Origin of the sequence: Streptomyces sp. AC550_RSS872 (assembly GCF_019049285.1) — a bacterium.
GTDB lineage: Bacteria > Actinomycetota > Actinomycetes > Streptomycetales > Streptomycetaceae > Streptomyces.
Genome location: NZ_JAGMUL010000058.1, coordinates 80,580 through 100,002, shown reverse-complemented (window position 1 = coordinate 100,002; position 19,423 = coordinate 80,580). Strand labels below are relative to the sequence as shown.

General features: G+C 68.4%; 14 protein-coding genes. 10 read left to right on the top strand and 4 right to left on the bottom strand.

The features are described from left to right. Positions 1 to 4 precede the first annotated feature (4 nt). The 3 genes from KUM44_RS47245 to KUM44_RS23560 all read left to right on the top strand — a co-directional run bounded on the left by KUM44_RS47245 (position 5) and on the right by KUM44_RS23560 (position 4,314). The gene (locus KUM44_RS47245) at positions 5 to 580 is read left to right on the top strand and encodes a hypothetical protein (RefSeq protein ID WP_217210725.1); all 576 of its coding nucleotides are present in this window, start codon (positions 5 to 7) and stop codon (positions 578 to 580) included. Continuing rightward, positions 577 to 2,799 (top strand): peptidase domain-containing ABC transporter, encoded by a 2,223-nt coding sequence (locus tag KUM44_RS23565; protein ID WP_217210724.1) that lies wholly within the window; start codon positions 577 to 579, stop codon positions 2,797 to 2,799. The genes KUM44_RS47245 and KUM44_RS23565 overlap by 4 nt, the downstream gene beginning before the upstream one ends. A 378-nt stretch (positions 2,800 to 3,177) precedes the next feature. Further along, complete coding sequence (locus KUM44_RS23560; RefSeq protein WP_217210717.1) at positions 3,178 to 4,314, top strand: sorbosone dehydrogenase family protein; 1,137 nt, start codon at positions 3,178 to 3,180, stop codon at positions 4,312 to 4,314. Between the two features lie 115 nt (positions 4,315 to 4,429). Here KUM44_RS23560 and KUM44_RS23555 read toward each other — a convergent pair whose 3' ends face one another. Together KUM44_RS23555 and KUM44_RS23550 are read right to left on the bottom strand one after the other, a co-directional pair. Further along, complete coding sequence (locus tag KUM44_RS23555) at positions 4,430 to 5,590, bottom strand: beta-propeller fold lactonase family protein (RefSeq protein WP_308402701.1); 1,161 nt, start codon at positions 5,588 to 5,590, stop codon at positions 4,430 to 4,432. 589 nt (positions 5,591 to 6,179) lie between these two features. Continuing rightward, on the bottom strand, positions 6,180 to 6,647 hold the full coding sequence (locus KUM44_RS23550; protein WP_217210712.1) for a peptidoglycan-binding protein: 468 nt from the start codon (positions 6,645 to 6,647) through the stop codon (positions 6,180 to 6,182). Positions 6,648 to 6,920: 273 nt separating this feature from the next. On the opposite strand from KUM44_RS23550, the gene KUM44_RS23545 reads away from it, so the two are divergent. Beyond that, positions 6,921 to 7,718 (top strand): peptidoglycan-binding protein, encoded by a 798-nt coding sequence (locus KUM44_RS23545; protein WP_217210710.1) that lies wholly within the window; start codon positions 6,921 to 6,923, stop codon positions 7,716 to 7,718. Next, on the top strand, positions 7,715 to 8,584 hold the full coding sequence (locus KUM44_RS23540) for an XRE family transcriptional regulator (protein WP_217210698.1): 870 nt from the start codon (positions 7,715 to 7,717) through the stop codon (positions 8,582 to 8,584). Before KUM44_RS23545 ends, KUM44_RS23540 begins: the two co-directional genes overlap by 4 nt. On the opposite strand, the gene KUM44_RS23535 is transcribed toward KUM44_RS23540, so the two are convergent. Continuing rightward, complete coding sequence (locus tag KUM44_RS23535; protein WP_217210696.1) at positions 8,573 to 8,770, bottom strand: hypothetical protein; 198 nt, start codon at positions 8,768 to 8,770, stop codon at positions 8,573 to 8,575. The genes KUM44_RS23540 and KUM44_RS23535 overlap by 12 nt on opposite strands. 341 nt (positions 8,771 to 9,111) lie before the next feature. On the opposite strand from KUM44_RS23535, the gene KUM44_RS23530 reads away from it, so the two are divergent. The 3 genes from KUM44_RS23530 (at position 9,112) to KUM44_RS23520 (ending at position 14,086) form a co-directional block, all read left to right on the top strand. Continuing rightward, positions 9,112 to 11,058 carry an RICIN domain-containing protein gene (locus tag KUM44_RS23530; RefSeq protein ID WP_217210694.1) on the top strand — a complete coding sequence of 649 codons (1,947 nt, stop codon included), beginning with the start codon at positions 9,112 to 9,114 and terminating at the stop codon, positions 11,056 to 11,058. 83 nt (positions 11,059 to 11,141) lie between these two features. Then, complete coding sequence (locus tag KUM44_RS45635; protein ID WP_254389963.1) at positions 11,142 to 11,423, top strand: hypothetical protein; 282 nt, start codon at positions 11,142 to 11,144, stop codon at positions 11,421 to 11,423. A 1,190-nt stretch (positions 11,424 to 12,613) separates the two neighbouring features. Beyond that, complete coding sequence (locus KUM44_RS23520) at positions 12,614 to 14,086, top strand: family 43 glycosylhydrolase (protein ID WP_217210692.1); 1,473 nt, start codon at positions 12,614 to 12,616, stop codon at positions 14,084 to 14,086. 327 nt (positions 14,087 to 14,413) lie between these two features. Here the strand turns inward: KUM44_RS23520 and KUM44_RS23515 are convergent, their stop codons facing one another. After that, positions 14,414 to 15,073 (bottom strand): MSMEG_1061 family FMN-dependent PPOX-type flavoprotein, encoded by a 660-nt coding sequence (locus KUM44_RS23515; protein WP_217210691.1) that lies wholly within the window; start codon positions 15,071 to 15,073, stop codon positions 14,414 to 14,416. A gap of 721 nt (positions 15,074 to 15,794) precedes the next feature. On the opposite strand from KUM44_RS23515, the gene KUM44_RS23510 reads away from it, so the two are divergent. Together KUM44_RS23510 and KUM44_RS23505 are read left to right on the top strand one after the other, a co-directional pair. Further along, positions 15,795 to 17,063 (top strand): DUF418 domain-containing protein, encoded by a 1,269-nt coding sequence (locus tag KUM44_RS23510; RefSeq protein WP_217210689.1) that lies wholly within the window; start codon positions 15,795 to 15,797, stop codon positions 17,061 to 17,063. A 343-nt stretch (positions 17,064 to 17,406) separates the two neighbouring features. Then, a complete protein-coding gene (locus KUM44_RS23505) occupies positions 17,407 to 19,323 on the top strand; it encodes a glycosyltransferase family 39 protein (protein WP_217210688.1) in 1,917 nt (638 codons plus the stop codon). Positions 19,324 to 19,423 lie beyond the last annotated feature (100 nt).

Sequence of the window (19,423 nt, the reverse complement as noted above, 5' to 3'; positions counted from 1 at the left end):
GGTCGTGGCCCACCGTGTGATCTTCCGGGAGAGCGCCATCCGGGCCTACCGGCACGGTACGGCGAAGGACATCGTGCCTCGCCTCACCCTGCGGCCGGCCATCGTCTGCCTTTGGCTGTTGCTGGCCGTACTGATCGCCACCGCGGCACTGGCCTGGTCCGTACGGGTACCGGCCTACGTCGGCACCCAGGGCACGATCCTCCAGGACGGTGCCCGGGCCGGACCCGGCGACGCAGCGACGACGGCCGCCCTGTTCCTGCCGCCGGATCAGTCGGCGCAGGTGCGGGCCGGCCAGTCGGTCCAGGCGCGGATCGGCTCTTCGGGTCCATCCGTATCGGGTGCTGTCGTCAGGGTCGAGCCGGGCGTGGTGGGCCCGGACACGGCACGGGACAGGTACCGGTTCGAGCCCGGGGCCGACACCGTTCGGCAGCCCTGGACCGTCGTGATCGTGCGGCTGGGAGAGTCGCTGCCCCCGGCCGCCTACGCCGGGAGCCTCCTGACCGCTCGGGTGGAGGCCGGGTCGGAGCGACTCCTGGCGCTCTTCCCCGGACTTGGCGGGCCCCTCGGCGGTGCCTCGTGACGAACCCGTTCGCCTGGTTCACGGGCCGTCGGCACCGCAGGAGGGTTCCCGAGGTCAGACAGCTGAGTGAGGTGGAATGCGGCCTCGCCTGCCTGACGATGATGCTCAACTACTACGGCCGCGGGACCTCCCTGTCGGAGCTGCGGACGCGTTGCGGCGTCGGTCGCGACGGCCTCTCCGCCCTGGAGATCGTCAAGGCCGCGCGCGACCACGGAATGCGGGTGAGGACGGTCTCGCTACCGCGGAACGATCTCCGTTTCATCGCACTCCCCGCGATCGTCCACTGGGAGTTCACTCATTTCCTCGTCGTCGAACGATGGTCGCGCAGGTACGTCGACGTGGTGGACCCCGCCAGAGGACGCTGCCGGCTGACGGAGGACGAGTTCGACGCCGGGTTCACCGGGGTGGTCATCCTCCTCGAACCGGGCGCGGGTTTCGACCGTCGTGCGGCCGTCGCACCCCGCGCGACTTTCCGGGCGTACGCCCTCCAGTACGTACGGCAGGCGCCCTGGAGGTCGCTGCAACTGCTCGCGGTCTCCGTGCTGCTGATCCTGCTCGGGCTTGTCCTGCCGATCCTGACCGCGGTGGTGGTGGACCAGGTCCTGCCCTACCGGATGCGCAACGTCATGCCGGTCCTGGCGATCGGCATCGTCGTCGTCTTTCTCGCCCAGACCGTCGCGACGCTGCTGCGGGAATGGCTGTTGGTGTACCTCCGTGCGCGTATCGACGTCAGCATGATGCTCGGCTTCGTAGAGCACCTTCTCGAACTGCCCTACAAATACTTCCAGCAGCGCTCGACCGGTGACCTGCTCGCCCGGGCGGCCAGCAACGCCATGCTGCGCGAACTGCTGAGCAACCAGCTCCTTGCCACCGTCATGGACAGCGGGCTGGTGATGTTCTACCTGCTTCTCCTCTTCTGGCAGTCCCCGCCGTTCGGCCTGCTCACACTCGGCGTCGGTCTGCTGGGGGCAGTGGTCATCATGCTCAGCAACGGCGTCATCACGAGGTTGTCGGGCCGAGAGCTGGCCGCGTTCGGGAAGTCCCAGGGATATCTGGGCGAAGCGATAGTCGGCATCGGAACGCTGAAAGCGGCGGGCGCCGAAGCACAGGCCTTCGACCGCTGGTCGAACCTGTTCTTCGACCACCTCAACATCTCGATGCGCCAGAACTACGTTTCCGGTGCCGTGGCCTCGCTCCTGGGGTCCCTGCCCCTGTTCGGACAGCTCGCGCTGTTGTGGGTGGGTGCCACACAGGTCCTGGGCGGATCGATCAGCCTGGGCACGATGGTGGCGCTTCTGGCGCTGGCCACCGCCTTCTTCGCACCGCTCACGTCGCTGGTGGACAGTGCCCAGCAGTTCCAGCTCGTCAGTGCCAACCTCGACCGCATCCGTGACGTGACCGAGGCCGAGCCGGAGCAGTCGCGACAAGTGCCACGACCGGCCCCACGGCTGTCGGGGCAGCTGCGGATGGACAGGGTCGGCTTCCGCTATTCGCAGGCAGGCCCCCAGGTGCTGCACGACGTCGACCTCACCGCACGGCCCGGAGAGAGGATCGCGCTCGTCGGACTCTCCGGTTCGGGCAAGAGCACGCTGGGGAAACTGCTGCTCGGACTCTACGTCCCCACACAGGGGGACATCCTCTACGACGGCGTCTCGCTGCGGGACGTCAACTGGCAGGAGCTCAGACGCCAGTTCGGCGTCGTCTTGCAGGAGAGCGCCCTGTTCAGCGGGTCGATCCTGTCCAACATCGCCCTCAGCAACCCATCGATCAAGCGCGAGCGAGTGGTTGCGGCCGCCGAGCTGGCCGCGATACACGACGACATCATGGCCATGCCGATGCAGTACGACACCTTCGTCTCCGAGGGCGGGAGCGCCCTGTCGGGCGGTCAGCGACAGCGGCTGGCCATAGCACGAGCGATCGCGCACAAACCGGCGATCATCATGCTCGACGAGGCCACGAGTCATCTGGACGTCGAGACCGAGCGGAAAGTCGCGGAGAACCTGCGCAGCCTGGCCTGCACCCAGATCATCATCGCGCACCGCTTGAGCACGATCCGCAACGCCGACACCATCCTGGTGCTCGACCAGGGAACCATCGTGGAGCGGGGGAGCCATCACGACCTGCTCCGGCGCGCCGGTCACTACGCGAGACTCGTGGGCCAGCAGCTCGAGTCCGGCGAGGAGGCACGGCCGCGCCCTGGTGCCGCTGACCGGCGATGAGCTGCCGTGCCGTCAGTTCGGGGCGGCGCCCGGATACGGCATGTGGAGAGGTACAGCGGCAACCATGTGGAATTCGAGACCAGATAGTTGCGCTTGGGAAGCGACGGCGCCTGACCTGCTCCACGTTCCTGACCAGCGCGTATGCCTTTGCCGGGGGTGGACGTGGCCATCGGCTCGCGACGGAAAGCGGAGCAGAGGTGAATGGGTGGCGGAGTGTGGTCTATTTCAACAACCTCTGCCCCGGTAGCCTCATCTGTGGCCAGTAGCGCACCAATCCCCCCACCCCCCAGGTGTGCGTGCCGGTGTGGACGACACCCATCTCTCTGCCCCTGGCAGCCGGGTGATCTCCCCCCGTTCGCCGCCTCTAGGAGGATCACGGTGAAAGTTCGCACCAGAAGCTCGGCGATCATCGGCAGCCTCTGCCTCGTCGCTTCCCTCGCTTTGACCACGGCGTCTGCCGACGAGCTCAGCTCCCCACGCCAGGCAGCGAAGGTCGTGCTCAAGAAAGTGGCCACGGCCCAGAATCCAACCGCCGGCGCCGCCGGCCCCGGTGGCACGGTCTGGATAGCCGAACGCGCGGGCAAGGTAAGGGTCTTGGACGCCGAGGGGCTCGGCGAGCCCGTCCTGGACATATCCAGGGAGACCACCACCAACGGCGAACGCGGCCTGCTGGGCATCGCGTTCGACAAGGAGTTCGCGCACTTCTACATCTCGTTCACGAACCTCGAAGGCACCAGCACCGTGGATGAGTTCGCGGTGCGGGACGGCAGGATCCAGGCGGACACCCGGCGCACCGTCCTCACCCAGACACAGCCCTACGCGAACCACAACGGCGGCGACATCACGTTCGGCCCCGACGGCTACCTCTACATCGCGTTCGGCGACGGCGGCTCGGGCGGCGACCCGCACGGCAACGGCCAGAACCTCGACACGCTGCTCGGCAAGCTGCTGCGGATCGACCCGAGGGGCGGCAAGCCGTACGCGATCCCGCCGGGCAACCCGTTCGTGGACGACCCGAACGCGAAGGACGAGATCTGGGCGTACGGGTTGCGCAATCCGTGGCGGTTCTCCTTCGACGCGGGCACGGGCGACCTGCTGATCGGGGACGTCGGCCAGAGCGCCTGGGAGGAGATCGACTGGGCCCCGGCAACCAGCAAGGGCGGCGAGAACTACGGCTGGTCCCAGATGGAGGGCAACCATCCCTTCCGGGGCGGCACGGAGCCCGCGGACCACGTACCGCCGATCCACGAGTACGACCGCAGCGGGCCGGGCTGCTCGGTGACGGGCGGATACGTATACCGAGGCGAGGCGATCCCGGACCTCAAGGGCCAGTACGTGTTCAGCGACTACTGCGACGGCACCGTCCGTGCTCTGCACATGGAGAACGGCGAGGTGACCGGCGTGAGCAACCTCGGAGTCGACGGCGGCCGGGTCGTCTCGTTCGTGCAGGGAGGCAACGGCGAGCTGTACGTGCTCGACCTGCGTGGCAGCGTCTCCCGCATCGACCCGGCGTAACGACCACCGGATGAAGAAGCCGCCGAGCAGCGAGTGTCACCCAGGTCGGCCGGATCACCTCCGGGATCTCCGGCCCGCTTGAGGCAAGCCCGCCGCCCGGCCCGAGACCCGGGTGTCACATCGCGGCGATGCCCTCCATGCCCGACTCGTCGAATGCGGGAAGGCCCTCGGCGGTGGTGACCTTGGTGAGGGATCCGTTCTTCTCGACGCGGAAGCCGTCGACCGTTCCGGAGGTGGCGTTCTGGACGTAGACGAACTTCGCGTCCTTGGTCACGGCGATGTCGATCACGCCCTGCGATTTCGAGGAGGGCGGGGTGGCGAGGCCGACCTCGTTGGTCAGGGAGAGCCGTCCGTGCTTGTCCATGCGGTAGCCGGTGACGGTGGAGTTGCCGGTGTTGCCGCCGTAGAAGTAGTTGCCCGCGCGCTCCAGCCAGCACAGGACCTCCTGGCCGCTGGCGAGCGGCCGCTGGAGGACCTTCAGCTTGCCGTTGTGCCGGACCTTGTAGACGGTCACCGTGGACTTCTCGGCCTCGGCGACCAGCATCCGGCGGCCGGAGCTGTCGAAGCTGATCGCGAACGGCACGTTGCCGGCGGACTTGTTGACGACCGGCTCGGCGACGGCGGGCAGGCCGTTGCTCTTCAACGGGAAGACCTCGACGGTGTTGTTCCCCTTGGTGGTGACCACCAGGGCACGGCTGTCCGGGGTGATCTCGACCTCGCCGGGCGAGGTGTCGAACCGTGGTACGTCCTCGTTGTCCAGCCCGAGTGAACGGAAGGACCCCCGCATCGGCACGAGCCCCTTCCTGGTGATCCGGAAGCCCTGGACGCTGCCCTGACCGCCCGCGTTCATGACGTACGCGACCTTGCCGCGCACCGCGATGCTGGAGGGGAACTCGCCCCCGGTGTCGAGGACTTGACGGCGTTTGAGTTCCGTTCCCTCGACGCGGAAGGAGGTCAGAGTGCCGCTGCCCGCGTTGACCGCCAGCAGCATGCCGGAGGCGTCGTCGTAGAGGAGGGAGCCCTGGGAGGCGAGGGAGTCCGTGGGGGCGTCGACCTGGTCGCCGCCCCGGCCGCCGGTGGCATAGGTGCCCGCGGGTTTCAGCTTGCCCTGGCCGTCCCGCGCGAAGACATGGATGGTGTTGCCGCTCAGCTCGTTTCCCTGCACGAACACGGCACGGCCGGTTTCCGCTTGGGACGTCCCGTACTGGCTCGCCGAGGCCAGGGACACGGCCACGGTGGCCGCCGCGGCGGTGGCGAGGGCACTGCCGCCGATCACGATCCGCCGCGTCCTGGACTTCGCCCGGTGACCGCGACGTCCTCCGGCCGTCCGGCGGCTCGATCGGGGCTCACTTCCATCGCCGTGGATACTCATGTCCCGCTCCTTCTCTCCTCGTGGCGTTCGTGTGTCCGCGTGGTCTTCGAGGACGGGAGAAGCGTGGCCGGTGGCGGCGGTGAGGCGGGTGGGGAACGGGGGGCGCGTCAGACTCTCGTAAGCAGTTCTCCGGGCGACGACGGCCGTCACTGTTCCGTGAGGCGCTCGGACATTCCGGGGCAGGTTGCACGACGCCCGCACGGCGACCTCTTCGCGCTCTCAGCTTGGGAAGCTGCGTCCATTTACGGGGTGTTGGCGCGCTGACGTGGGCGAACGGCCGGTCTGCGGACCCGCCGGGCTCGGCTGCGTTTACCGTGATTCCCCGCTGTTGGTAGGGGACGCTCCGGGTCGCCTTCGGCTGGACCGAGATGGATGACCAACGAGGCCCCCGAGCCGCGTGATTGAGACGTCAGACATCTCGATCAACAGCTCGGGGGCCTCGCTCGTTGCGCTTCGCGGACCGTCACCTGATCAGTGGCCGGGTTGCGAATGCCTACTCGCAGAACTGCTCCAAGGTCGCTTGACCGAACCTGGCGAACGCCGCTCGGGTGCCGGAGCCGGCGATGCCGTCGAGGTCGCCGGTATACCCCCAGCCGCCGTTCTTGAGGAAGTACTGAAGCCCTCTGATCGTCGCCGGTCCGACGATTCCATCAACAACGAGGCTCTGGTCCCAATTGTTATTGAGGAAGTTCTGCATCGCCTTCCAGCTTTCCTTGCCGAGATACCCGTCCACTTCGAGGTCGACGAAGGGTGAGTCGTCCAGGAAGCACTGAACGCCGTAAGCCTGGTACTTGGTGAGTCCCAGGTTGTTGTACGCGGCCACCGCTGCGGGCGAGGCTGCAACCGCAGACCTCGGGGCGGTCGGCGTAGCCGCCATGGCGGTGCCCGCCGTGGCCAGGCCGCCGGCGGCGATCCCGACCGCGGTGGTGACACTGACGAGTGCCTTCGTGAGAGCTCGCATGCTGTTCCCCTCAATTGCGGTGCGCTTGAAGAACCCGACCGCAGCGGCCGGCTCCGCAACGAGACTGCGGGTTCGGCGAGATGTTCGGCCACAGGTGACACGGAAGTGACCTCGTCCCGGGACGTCCCGTTCGATGACCTGCGCAGACGCCGCCCGCCGAGTCCCTGCGGCGGGACTGCGGTGAGAGGGGGATGACTGATTGACAGCTGGTGCAGAATGAGGCCGGGACACGGGGGGCCGGGCCTGCGGTCCCGAACGCGAGTGGGGGGACGCGTGTCGCGCTGGAAGGAACTGCCCGCAGAACTGCATCCACACGTCCACCAGCTGATCGTGCGACTGCGCAGGCTGAAGGACCACAGCGAGCTGAGCACGCGGCGACTGGCCGCGAAGACCGGGTACAGCGCGAAGTCGTGGCAGCGATATCTGAATGGCAGGTCTCTGCCGCCCCGGGAGGCCGTCGAGGCGATGGCCCGCGTCGGCGGTGACGATCCGGCCCGGCTGCTGGTGATGCACGAGATCGCCGCCCAACGCTGGGCGGAGGGAAGGGCGGTCACCACCGACACCCCCGAGGACTTCTCCGCTACACCGGAACACACCCCCACGGAGAAGCAGCCGTACGGGCGCCACCTGCGCGTCGCGGTCACGGCGGGAGCCGTGGTCACGGCGCTGTCCGTCTCCGCGGCGCTCCTGCTGGCCGTGCGGCTCACCGAGGCCCGTGCCCAGCTCGCGCACGACCGCGGCGACGCTGTCGCCACGGCCCTGGCCACCGTGTCGGAGTCCATGGTGCCGGTCATCTACACCTGCCGGCTGGAGCAGCGTGACGGCCGCTGGTACGCGGGCCTGAGCCGGACCACGGACATCCTCCTGTCCAACACCCACGTGGGGCTCGAAGTGGCCGAGGCACAGTGCCTGCTGCACCGGGCGGGCACCGCACCAGGGGAGATCGACGGCGTCTTCGGCCCGAAGACGCGGCGAGCGGTCGAGCGCATGCAGAAGCAGAACGGGCTGATCGTGAACGGAGTCATCGACCCGCCCACCTGGCAGGCCCTACGGGAGGCGGCGCCCCGGTGACCACGGAACACACCCGGCTGGCCGCGGCGCTGCGGGAGCTGCGGGCCGGTGCGGGGCTGAGCCTGGCGGCGCTGGCGGAGCGAACGCCGTACAGCAAGTCCTCGTGGGAGCGTTACCTCAACGGCAAGAGCCTGCCTCCTCGCCAGGCCGTACGGGAGCTGTGCCGGCTCGCGAACGAACCGGACGGGCGGCTGCTGGCCCTGTGGGAGATCGCCGAGTCGCACTGGAGCGGACGCGCGGTGGCCCCCGCACCCGCCCCTCCCACGGCCGAGTCGCCGCGGCCATATCCTCAGGAGCCGCCACCGCCCGCCGGAACCGGGCGGCGGCGACTTGGCGGGAGCAGGCTCCTGGTGGTGCTGGCGTCGGTGTACACAGTGATCGTCGGTGGTGCCGCGGCCCTGCTGTTCCTCCTGCTGCCGGACTCGGAGGCTCAGGAGGACGAACCGCTACCGGCCTCCGTCCCGTTCTCCCTCGCTCCCCAGTGCCACGGAGCCGCCTGCGAGGGCCGGGACCCGATGCGCCTGATCTGCGGCATCGGCCCCGACACCCTCGCCTCGCACCGCACGGCCACCGGCGCCCACGTCGAGCTGCGCCACAGCAAGAAGTGCGGTGCGAGCTGGGCCCGGACCTGGGGGACCGAGATCGGCGACCGGCTGGACGTCACGGCAGGCGGCCCGACCCACGGCGTGCGCATCAGGAACAAGGACGATGCGGCAACCTTCATCTATACCGAGATGACCGAAGTCCGTCCCGGCAGCACCGTCCGGGCCTGCTTCCGGCCCGCGTCGGCCGACGGCGAACGGGAGTGCTTCGAGGCCCGCGTGGGCGAGGCCGCCACCACCACCCGGCCGCCCTCAACACAGTAGCGTCAGGCCCTCGGGCGCCCCGATGCCGACGATCTGGTCAGCCGCGACCCGTGCCGGATGAAGGGTGCGGGCAAGGAGTCCGCTGCTGAACGCCGTATCGCCACCGTCGCCCAGGCCGACGCGGGGCCCGACGGCCTGCTCTTCGTCGGCGAGCTTTTCGCTGTGCCCGCCCGGGTCGCGAGGCATGGCACCGCTCCCTGAGTTCTCGGCGGCGCTTGAGCGGGGGTACCCCCGTCCAGGGCCGCCGGACGAGGGCCCGTGTCGCCTCAGGGTAGTCATCCGATCTATCTGGGTCTGATCCCAGTCGGTGCTTCGACGGCGTGGCCTGAACTCGAGTGTAAGTCTCAGCTTTGAACAGGTTCTTCTGGCATACCTCTAGACGCGTCGTGGGTTGGTGTCACTTAATACATCCGATGTTATAGAGCCGAACGTCCCCCCGTTTCGGCCTCGCTGCGCCTCGCAGCCCGAGGCTGAGTCGGTGCGGCAAGTCCAGACGTCGTCCCCTGCAACCAGTCCAGGAGTGAGCCATGTCCTCGCGAAGAATGACTCGCCGTACGTTTCTCGGCGCGGCGGGTGCGGCGACCGCCGCGACCGCCCTGCCGATCGTCCCCGGCTTCTCCGGCCTTCTGTCGCAGGCGTCCGCCGCGGACACCCACACCAACCTGAGCAGGATGGTCGACATGCGGTTCGGCATGTTCAACCACTTCAGCCTGGGCACCTTCACCAACCAGGAGTGGGCGGCACCGAATCAGAGCCCCACTCTCTTCGCTCCCCCGAGCGTCAACTGTGGGCAGTGGGCCGACGCGGCGGCTGCCGCGAAGATGAGTTACGGCATCCTGACCACGAAGCACCACGACGGCTTTGCCCTGTGGCCGAGCGCCTATGGCACCCAGAACGTCGCGAACAGCTCCTACAAGCAGGACGTGGTGAAGGCGTACTGCGACGCCTTCCGCGCGAAGGGGCTGAAGGTCGGGTTCTACTACTCGATCTGGGACCGTACCTTCGGCGTCGAGGCATGGGAGACCCGGCACAAGGTGTCGGGTCTCGAGATCACCGATGCCATCCAGCCCGCCGACATGACCTTCATCCTCGGTCAGATCACCGAGCTGCTGACCAACTACGGCACCATCAACATGTTCATGACTGACGGTTACGCGTGGCAGATGGGACAGCAGGCCGTCTCCTACCAGAGGATCCGTTCACTGGTGAAGCAGCTTCAGCCCGACTGCGTCATGATCGACATCGGCGGACTGTCCGAGCCCTTCCTCAGCGACGCGATCTTCTTCGAGGAGCCGTTGGGCGTCACGGCGCCCGCGGGCAACACCTACGCCGGAATGCAAGGACAGACCATCAGCAACGGCTGGTTCTGGCACCCCTCCACCCCGACCGAGGGCCTCATGAGCAAGGACGCGATCCTCTCGCACCTGGCCGACCTGGAACCGAAGTACACCTCGTTCATCCTCAACTGCCCGCCCAACCGCAACGGCCTGCTGGACACCAACGTCGTCAACCGGCTGGCCGAGGTCGGCGCGGCATGGAGCCCCAACACCTCCCGGCCGCCGCTGCCCACCCAGCCAATGCGCGCCGAGCACCCCGTCACACCGGTCAACGCGTACGCCACCGCCTTCCACGCCGGCGAGGGCCCGCTCAACGCGATCGACGGACTCAGCGACGTCCGCTACGAAACCTGCTGGTCGACCTGGGGCCTGTCGTTGCCGCAGTCGATCACCATCGACCTGGGCGGGGTGTGGAGCAACGTCTCCACCCTGGAATACCTGCCCAAGCAGTGGAGCCGCAGCAACTCCACCGACGGCGACATCACCTCGTACACCATCCTCACCAGCACCGACGGGGTCGCCTTCACCCAGGTCGCCACCGGCACCTGGGCCGGCAACGGCAAGTACAAGGTGGTGGAGTGGCCCGCCCGGAACGTGGGCTTCGTACGGATCCAGGTCAACTCCGCCACCGGTGGCTACGCCAACATCGGCAACGTGAGGATCGGGGGCCGGTCGGTCAGGCCGGCCCTGGTGTCCACCACGCTGCCCGGCGACGGCACCGTCTACCGGCTGGTCGCCCGGCACAGCGGCAAGGCCGCCGACGTGAAGGGCGGGGCCACCGCCAACGGCGCCAACGTCCTTCAGTGGCCGTGGCTCAACAAGGCGAACCAGAAGTGGACCTTCACCAAGGCCGGTGACGGCTACTACAAGATCAAGGGAGTGGGCAGTGGCAAGCTGCTGGAGGTCGCGGGTCTCTCCCGCGCCGACGGCGGCAACGCCGGCATCTGGTCGGACGCCGGCGCCCCTCAGCAGCACTGGGCCGTCACGCCCACCGGTGACGACTACTTCTTCCTCGTCAACCGCTACAGCGGACTCTGCCTCGCCGTCGACGAGGGCAGCACCGCCGACGGAGCCAACATCGAGCAGCAGCCGTACGCGTCACTGGCGCGGCAGCAGTGGCAGATCATCCCCTCCTGACCTGACCTGACCTGACCTGACCTCACCTGACCGAGCAGGCGGAACAGCGGGGGGCCGGGGGTGGGCCGGGGCGCAGGTTGCTCGTGGTCGACGGGGAGCCTGCCTTCGAGCTCGGCTTCTGGTGCGGAACGTGCCCGTTCCTGTTCCGCCGGTTGGATTCCGCCCGGCAGAGGTTGTCGCTGGAGAGCGTGCAGGAGTGGCTCACCGAAGCGTTGGCTGATCCGGACGACACCGGTGTGATCGATGCCTTCGGTGCGTTGTTGCCGGAGGGTGAGTACCTTCCGGTGCCGCTCCACGTGGAGCCCCGTCTGGTCGTCCCCGGTGGGGAAGGCGACTACTTCGGCGAGGAACAGGTGGCCACGTGATGGGCCGAGGATCGGTCCCGACAGCTGTGGCGGTCTCCACGTTGGACGTCTGCGAACCCGCTCCGGCCTGCCGGCGGACCACCACCGACACTGGGGTCTGACGCACTTCCTGCTCGACGGCCACCACAAAGGGTCTGACCGGATCCGAAGACTGCGCCCGGTGCCTGCCCTGCGCACCCAACTCCGCTCGGCCCGAGCGACCGGCACCTGAACCAGGCATTGCCTGGTAATGAGGTAGAGGAGGGCGACAATCCCTTCTCCTCAGTAGCCGCTCTCGCAAGCTGACTTGGTCCTCTCCGTCGAGACGCGGCGACGGGTGGGTGCTCGACGTCCTTCGGGGAACGGCAGGCTGAGAGCTCTGGCCGCACGAACCTTCGATGGCTCATGTGGCCCGCAGAGGGCGAAACCGTCGTGGCGGCGGGTCGCCAGCACGGTGTACTTCTCGCCCATGTCCTCAGTCAGAGCGCCCAGTTGGCCGACTTGTAGGCGCTCGCGGTGGCCGGCACGCCGCCGGCCAATTGCGTGCACAGGCCCAGAGCGAATCGGACTGAACTGGCCAGTTCCATTGACGTGCTCCTGGCTGCAACTTATCTTTCGATCGCCATTCGTAGTTCGCAATTCCGCACGCTGTTCGAAATGTCGGACTACGGCCGTCGAAGGGGACAGCACGTGTTCGCACCCGTCACTGGTCCACCGTTCCACGCTCTGGCGAAGCCTCCGGCAGGAGACCCACATACCTGTGGTTCCCTCCGGCCGGTCGACGGTGTGTGTCGCCGTCGGCCCGCTCTTCACATCCCAGACCCTCGCCACCCGAGCGGGCTGCTGGGAGGCTGCGGATCCAGATGGCCGCTGCTCGGAGGTCGAGTCCGGCGGGGTGGCTCGGGCCACGCGGTTCGCCTGACCGTCGCGTGTCAACCGCTCGACGCCGCGGCCACGGAAAGGCTCAGGCTCCTCGTCCACGCCCTCGAGGAGCCGGACGCAGAGCTGCCCCAGCGGGCGACCCACCGGGCGAACACGTCGTCTGTGACCCGACCGCACCATCTCTCATCTGGAACGTCATCCGGTCCCGCCTTCGGCTGACGCTCCCCACTCCCACCCGCCGCCTCCGCCCTGGGCTGCCCCTGGGCTCGGCGGGCCACAACGAGTCCCCTACAGCGGAGAACGAGCCCCCCCACAGCAGGAGTACGAGGATGGAAAATTCACCGGCCCACCGGGACGGATCAAGATCGACCGGCAAACTGCCTGCTCATGCGGACGGGACGCCGCCCGGGCGGATTCCGCTGCGGCGCCGGATCCGCCGCGCGGGCAGTGCCCTGACCGCCACGGTCATGATGATCACCGGTCTGCTCCTCGCCGGCTCCCCGGCGCAGGCCGACAACCCCATAGACATGGACCGGTTCGTGGCGGACCCGTCGGCGCACGTCTTCAACGGGCGCATGTACATCTACGCCACCGACGACTCCGACAACAGCGGTACGTACTGGGACTCCAGGGACTGGCGCTCGTACTCCTCCGCCGACGGGGTGACCTGGACCGACCACGGACAGGTCTTCGACCTCACAGGCTTCAGCTGGGCCGACAAGCTGGCCTGGGCGCCTGCCGCCGCCCAGCGCAACGGCTTCTACTACCTGTACCTGCCGACGGACCGCAACAAGATCGGTGTCGCCCGCAGCACCTCGCCCACGTCCGGGTTCAAAGACGTACGCGGAACACCCCTCATCGACACCTCGCGCGACGCGAACACCGGGACAGAGCCCATCGACCCGATGGCGTTCATCGACGACGACGGACAGGCGTACCTGTACTTCGGCAGCAGCCGCCAGCCCAAGGTCGTCCGGCTCAACCCGGACATGATGTCGACCAGCGGCCCCATCATGAACGTCACGGTCAACGGCGCTCCCGGCCAGGGCTTCGCCGAAGCCCCCTGGATGCACAAGCGCAACGGGCTCTACTACTTCTCGTTCTCGACCGGCTGGCCGGGACAGATCCAGTACGCGACCGCGACCAGCCCGCTCGGTCCGTTCACGTACCGGGGCGTCGCGCTCGACTACGTCAACGTGAACACCAACCACTCGTCCATCCTTCAGTTCAACAACAAGTGGTACATGGTCTACGCGAACAAGGCTCTGGAGGGCGGAGGTAACCACCGCCGGTCGATCGCCTTGGATTACCTGCACTACAACAGTGACGGCACCATCAAGACGGTGGTCCAGACGGCCGTCGGGACCGCGGGGCCGGTGGGCCCCTACGAGACGATCACCAACCGCAACAGCGGCAAGGTCGTGGATGTCAGGAGCCGCAGCACCGCCAACGGCGCCGGCATCATCCAGTGGTCGAGCTCGGCCCTGGCCGCGAACCAGCACTGGTTCTTCCGTGACACGGGCAACGGCTACTACAACCTGGTCAGCCGCAACACCGGAAAGTGCCTCGACGTCAAGAGCGCGAGCAGGACAGACGGTGCGGCCGTCATCCAGTGGCCCTGCACCGGCGGCACGAACCAGCAGTGGTCCCTGACCAACGTCGGCAACCACGTGCAACTGGTGGCGCGACACAGCGGGAAGTGCCTCGACGTCAGTAGCGGGAGCACAGCCGACGGCGCGGCGATCATCCAGCGGACCTGCACCGGCGCCACGAACCAGCAGTGGACAAGAACCACGGTGTGACCTTCCCCGGGCCACGACCGGCCGGAGGGCTGACCTGCCTCGCACGCAGGTCAGCCCTCCGGCCACTCGGCACGCCCGCACATCAGGCACCACCGTCGGCTCACCCAGAACGGCTATACCGCTGGCGATGATGGTCTCCACGTCCCAAGCTGATCACGCCTCGCCGTCCTCCGCGGGCCGTAACCCAACTCCGATGTCAACACATGGAGCTCGGTCGCCTCGGCTACCGCAAGGCCGAGCCGCGGAGCGCAGTCGCCCGCGCGCCCTAGACGTGGCCTGCGAGCTTCATCTTCGTCCCGCCGCGTCCAGCAATCGTTGGCCGGCCCCCTACTCGTACCGGTATTTCAGCGAATCCGCCTCCGTCTGCTCGATGTCGGCGATCGTCAGTTCCGGCATCCGCAGCTGGGCCAGTGTCACCTCGGCCGAGGTGGGCTGCGCGTCCGCTGGCAGCCACTGCTCAGGCTTCCAGGCGCCGCTGCGCAGGAGCGACTTGGGGCAGTGCGGGTAGACCTCCTCGATGCCCACCACCAGTGCGCTGGCCGGCGGCTTACCCACGGCGGTCAGCTGGGACAGCAGCTCCGGGCGGGTGGAGACGCAGGCGCGGCCGTTCACCCTGAGCGTGGTGGTGCGCCCGGGTATGACGAACAGCAGCCCGGCCCGTCCGGTGGCGATGACGTTTTGCAGGGTGTCCAGACGCTTGTTGCCGGTCGCGTCCGGTATCGCCACCGTCCGTGAGTCCAGGACGGCGACGAATCCGGCGGGGCCGCCGCGCGGGGATACGTCACAGTTGCCCTCGGCGTCCGTGCTGGCGACCAGGACCAGCGATGAACACCCGATCAACCGCTGGGTCTGTTCGGTGAGTTCGGTCATCTGCTTGCGTACGGCCGCGTCGTGGGGGAGTGCGTAGACCCGGCGCAGCGCCTCCTGGTCGGGTACGGCGTCGAGGCGGAGCAAGTCGAAGGCACTGCCGGCAAGGGGTGTCGTCATGCCCCCGACACTAATAAGCCGAGTGCGAGATCACCTCCCGGTCGCCGCTGTAGCCTCCGGCCGCGCCGCAAAACAACCCACCCGGCACAAATCCAGCACCGAGCTGCTGCTTACCGACTTCGGCGTGCAGCCCCGCCCATGACAGTCGCTATGTGTCCGTCAGGGCGTATTGAACTGCTGCTTTGGAGCGGGTGACGAGAGTCGAACTCGCGCTCTCAGCTTGGGAAGTGACGGCGCTTGGGCGACCGAGTGGCCGCTGACCTGAGCGGATTCGTCGTTTCGGTACCGTTGCGCCGGGCCCGATCGCACCGGTGTTGACCGTGGTTGTCCGTTCTTACGGGCACGCTCTGGGCACGCGAACCACCAGCGGCTGAACCAAACGGCGTGCGGCGCACCGACCAGCGGGCATCGCCTGCCGGACTGATCCGGAGCGGCCGTTGCGATGGCAGATCCGGCAACAGCGCCCGGAACGGACGCGAGTACGACGAGAGGGCGGGGATGTTCACCGACCTCTGTCCCGATGCGGCGGTGCCGAAGGACGCGGGGCGTGGTGAGCCTGCTGACCCGCGGCGTCCCGGCGACCAGGTCGGCGACCACAGTCGTTCGTGTACGGCCGAGACCGACCCCCGCCAATCGGAGGGGGACAGTTGGCCGACCGGCGGGACACCTTCCGAAGCCCGGCGGATGGTCGACCGCCCCCCGCCTCGGCAAGGTTGCCCCGGTGACCGAGATCGAAAGCGCCAACAAGACGCCTCCCCGGCCCTTACCCTCGCCCGAGTCCGCCACGGCGACGGAACGCCCCGCGCCGATGGCGCGGCTGGTCGGGGTGGACCTGGCCCGTGCACTGGCCGTGTTCGGAATGTTCACCGTGCACGTCGGCCCCGCACCCACGCCAGGCGGCGGCGTTGGCGACTGGTTCCTGGGCCTGGCGAGCGGCCGGGCGTCGGCGCTGTTCGCTGTCCTCGCCGGGTTCTCGTTGATGCTGATCGCCGGTCGCCTTGAGCCGAAGACCGGACTGGCCGGCCGGCAGGCGAGGGCCCGGATCGTGATCCGGGCCGTGATCCTGCTGGTGCTGGGGAGCGCGTTGGCGATGACCAACTTCGGCGGCGCCGGGATCCTCAACTTCTACGCGGTGTACTTCCTGCTGGCCCTGCCCCTGCTGCGCCTGCGGGCCAGGACGCTCGCGATCATCGCGGTCGCGCTCGCGGTCGTCACGCCGCAGCTGGCGTACGTGATCCGGGCACTGCTCACCGAGTCGATCGTGAACACCATCGATTTCTGGGACCCGATCGCGCGACTCTCCGGCGTGGGCGTGCTCGACCTTCTCCTCACCGGCCTCTACCCGGCGATCACCTGGATGACATTCGTGGTCACCGGCATGGCGTTGGGTCGACTGGATCTGACCTCCGGCGCGGTACGGCGGCGGCTGGCCGTGGTCGGTCCCGCGCTGGTCGCGTTCGGATACGGCGTCTCGTGGCTGGTGCTCCGGTTGACCGGCGGCGCCGAGAAGATCATGGCCGGGATGCCTGCCCTGAAGGACCCCGGTGCCCTGAAGGACCCCGGCATGGCAGCGGGATCCTTCGACACGCCGGTCGGTGGTGAGCTGTGGGGCCCCGACGCATGGGGGCTACTGGCAGCCGAGCCGCACACCGGTTCCACGTTCGACCTCATCGGCAGCATCGGGATCGCCATCACCACGCTCCTGTGCCTGACGGTGGCGCTGGACCGACTGCCCTGGCTGCGCCGACTGGCAACTCCGGTCATCGCCGTCGGCACCATGTCCCTGACCCTCTACGTCGGCCACATCCTGGTCATCCTCGCCCTGCCCGGCGAAGCGGCCGCCCCGCCGCAGTCCGCCTCCGCCGCGCTGCTGCTCTGCTTCATCCTCGGGGCCACCCTGTTCGCGGCGATCTGGTCCCGCTTCTTCCGACGCGGACCGCTGGAGTACTCGCTCAACAGCGCCACCAAACTGGCGAATCGCGTCCGATGAGCCTCGGGCGGGCACCCCGGGAAGTCCGTACGAAGAAGTGACTGCTGCTCGGGATCACCGCCCTGAGGGGGCGGCGAGTGTCAGCCGTCGTCCTTGAGGGCGGCAAGCGGCTCACTCAGTGTTCGAATCCCCGGTGTGCTTCAGCACTCCGGGGATGAGCGGCAGCGTGAGTTGGCCTCCGGCGTGCGGGAGCTGGAAGCCGGAACCCCCTCTCGACGCGCATCGCCGGTCTGTCGGGCGGCGTACCGCCGGACGGCACGCACGTGCGGTGCCCGCGGCTCCCGCGCAGCCTTCCGCCTCTCACCTGCCGTTCCGCCTCCACACTGATCCAAGGACCTTCGCCATGGCCACCATCTCCACCGCCTGGACCACCGGCTCCCATGGCCTCCGCCGGGAATCGCACCGCCGCGCCGACCAGCCGGACGCTCCGGCGCGCTGGGAACGCCCGGCGCTGGCTGCGGTGCTGGGCGTCGCCGCGCTGCTGTACGCCTGGGGCATGGGGCACGCCGCGATTCACCCCTACTACAGCGCGGCGATACGGTCGATGGCCACGAGTTGGCGGGCCTTCTTCTTCGGCGGTCTCGACCCGAGCGGATCGATCACCCTCGACAAGTTGCCCGGCGCCTTCTGGCCCGATGCCCTCTCCGTATGGATCTTCGGGCCGCACACGTGGGCGGCCGCGCTGCCCCATGTGATCGAGGGCGTGCTCACCGTATGGCTGCTGCACCGGATCGTACGGGCATGGGCCGGGCCGCTCGCCGCACTGATCGCCGCGCTGACGCTCACCTTCACTCCGGTCACCGTGGTACTGAACAGAGCCACCATCCCGGACACCGCCCTCACCCTGCTGCTGGTGGCGGCCGCCGGAGCCCTACAGAAGGCGGTGCGAACCGGGCGGCTGCTCCCGCTGATCACGTGTGGCGTCTGGGTCGGGCTCGCCTTCCAGACGAAGATGCTCCAGGCCTGGCTCGTACTGCCGGTCTTCGCCGTGGTCTATCAACTGGCGGCGGGGAGCCCGCCGTTGCGGAGGGCTCTGCGCCTGCTGCTGAGCGGTGCGGTCACGCTGGCCGTCTCCTGCTCGTGGGCGCTGATCGCGTGGGTGACTCCCGCGGACAACCGCCCGTATGTCGACGCCACGTCGAACAACAACCCCTTCAGCATGGTCTTCGGTTACAACGGCCTGAGTCGCTTCAGCGACGACGGCACCGCGCTCGGTGCCGTCCCGGCCACCGCAGCCAGCCGTATGACCGGAAACACCGGCTGGGGGATGCTCGTCAACCACACCGTCGGCCCGCAGATCGCCTGGTTCCTGCCGCTCGCCGTGCTCGCCGTCGTCATGGCCCTCATCTGGCGCGCCCGCGAGCCGCGGACCGACCCGCTGCGTGCGGGTTTCCTCCTCTGGGGCGGTTGGCTCGCCGTCCATGCCGTGGTGTTCAGCGTCTCCAACGGCAATCACGTCTACTACACGGCCGTGCTCGCACCGGCGATCGCCGCGCTGTGCGGGGGAGGGCTCGCGCTCTTCCGGTCCGCGTACGAGGCGGGCGGTCGAAGACGGCTGTGGCTGCCGTCGGTGATCGCGCTGACCGTGGCCTGGGCGCTCGTACTCGACCGGCCGACCTGGTTCGCCTCCCGGCTGCTGGTGTTCGCCGTGATCTTCGCGGTGTGCGCGGCGTTCGGCCTGTGGCCCAGCGCGTCACGCACCTCCCGGCGCCTGGTCCAAGGCTCTCTGGCCGCCGGAATCGCGGCCACTCTGCTCGTACCCGCCGGCTGGGCCGTCTCCTCCCTTGACCCGCGCTACGCGGGCGCCTCCACGTCCCCGACGGCCGGTCCGGTCGGCGAGTTCCACCACCGGGCCCTCCACGACCCGTCCGCTCTCCGCCGGGCCGAGCTCGACCGGCCCAGCGCCCGCGACACCGCCCTGCTGGACTACCTCATCGCGCACCGCAAGGGCGAGAAGTACCTGCTCGCGACCCAGGCCGCCTACCCCGCGGAACGTCTGCTGCGCGCTCAGGCCCAGCCCGTGCTCGTCATGGGGGGATTCACCGGGAAGGCCCCCTTCCTCAGCGCCCCGCAGCTCGGCGATCTGATCGCCACTCACCAACTCCGCTACGTGCTGCTCACCCACCTGCGACCCACCACCCCCGCCACGACGTGGGTGAAGTCCCACTGCGAGCGCGTCCGCTCCGGGGCCTACGGCTGGCGCACCAGGGGCAACTTCGGCCTCTACGACTGCCGCACCCCCGCCGATCGGCGGGGGTGAAACAGCCGACTGCGGGATGGGCAAGGCAGAAGAAATACAAAATAATCCGCGCGGGCAATTGCCGTCTCGATTACGGGCGGCTCATCGCAATTTGTTCGCA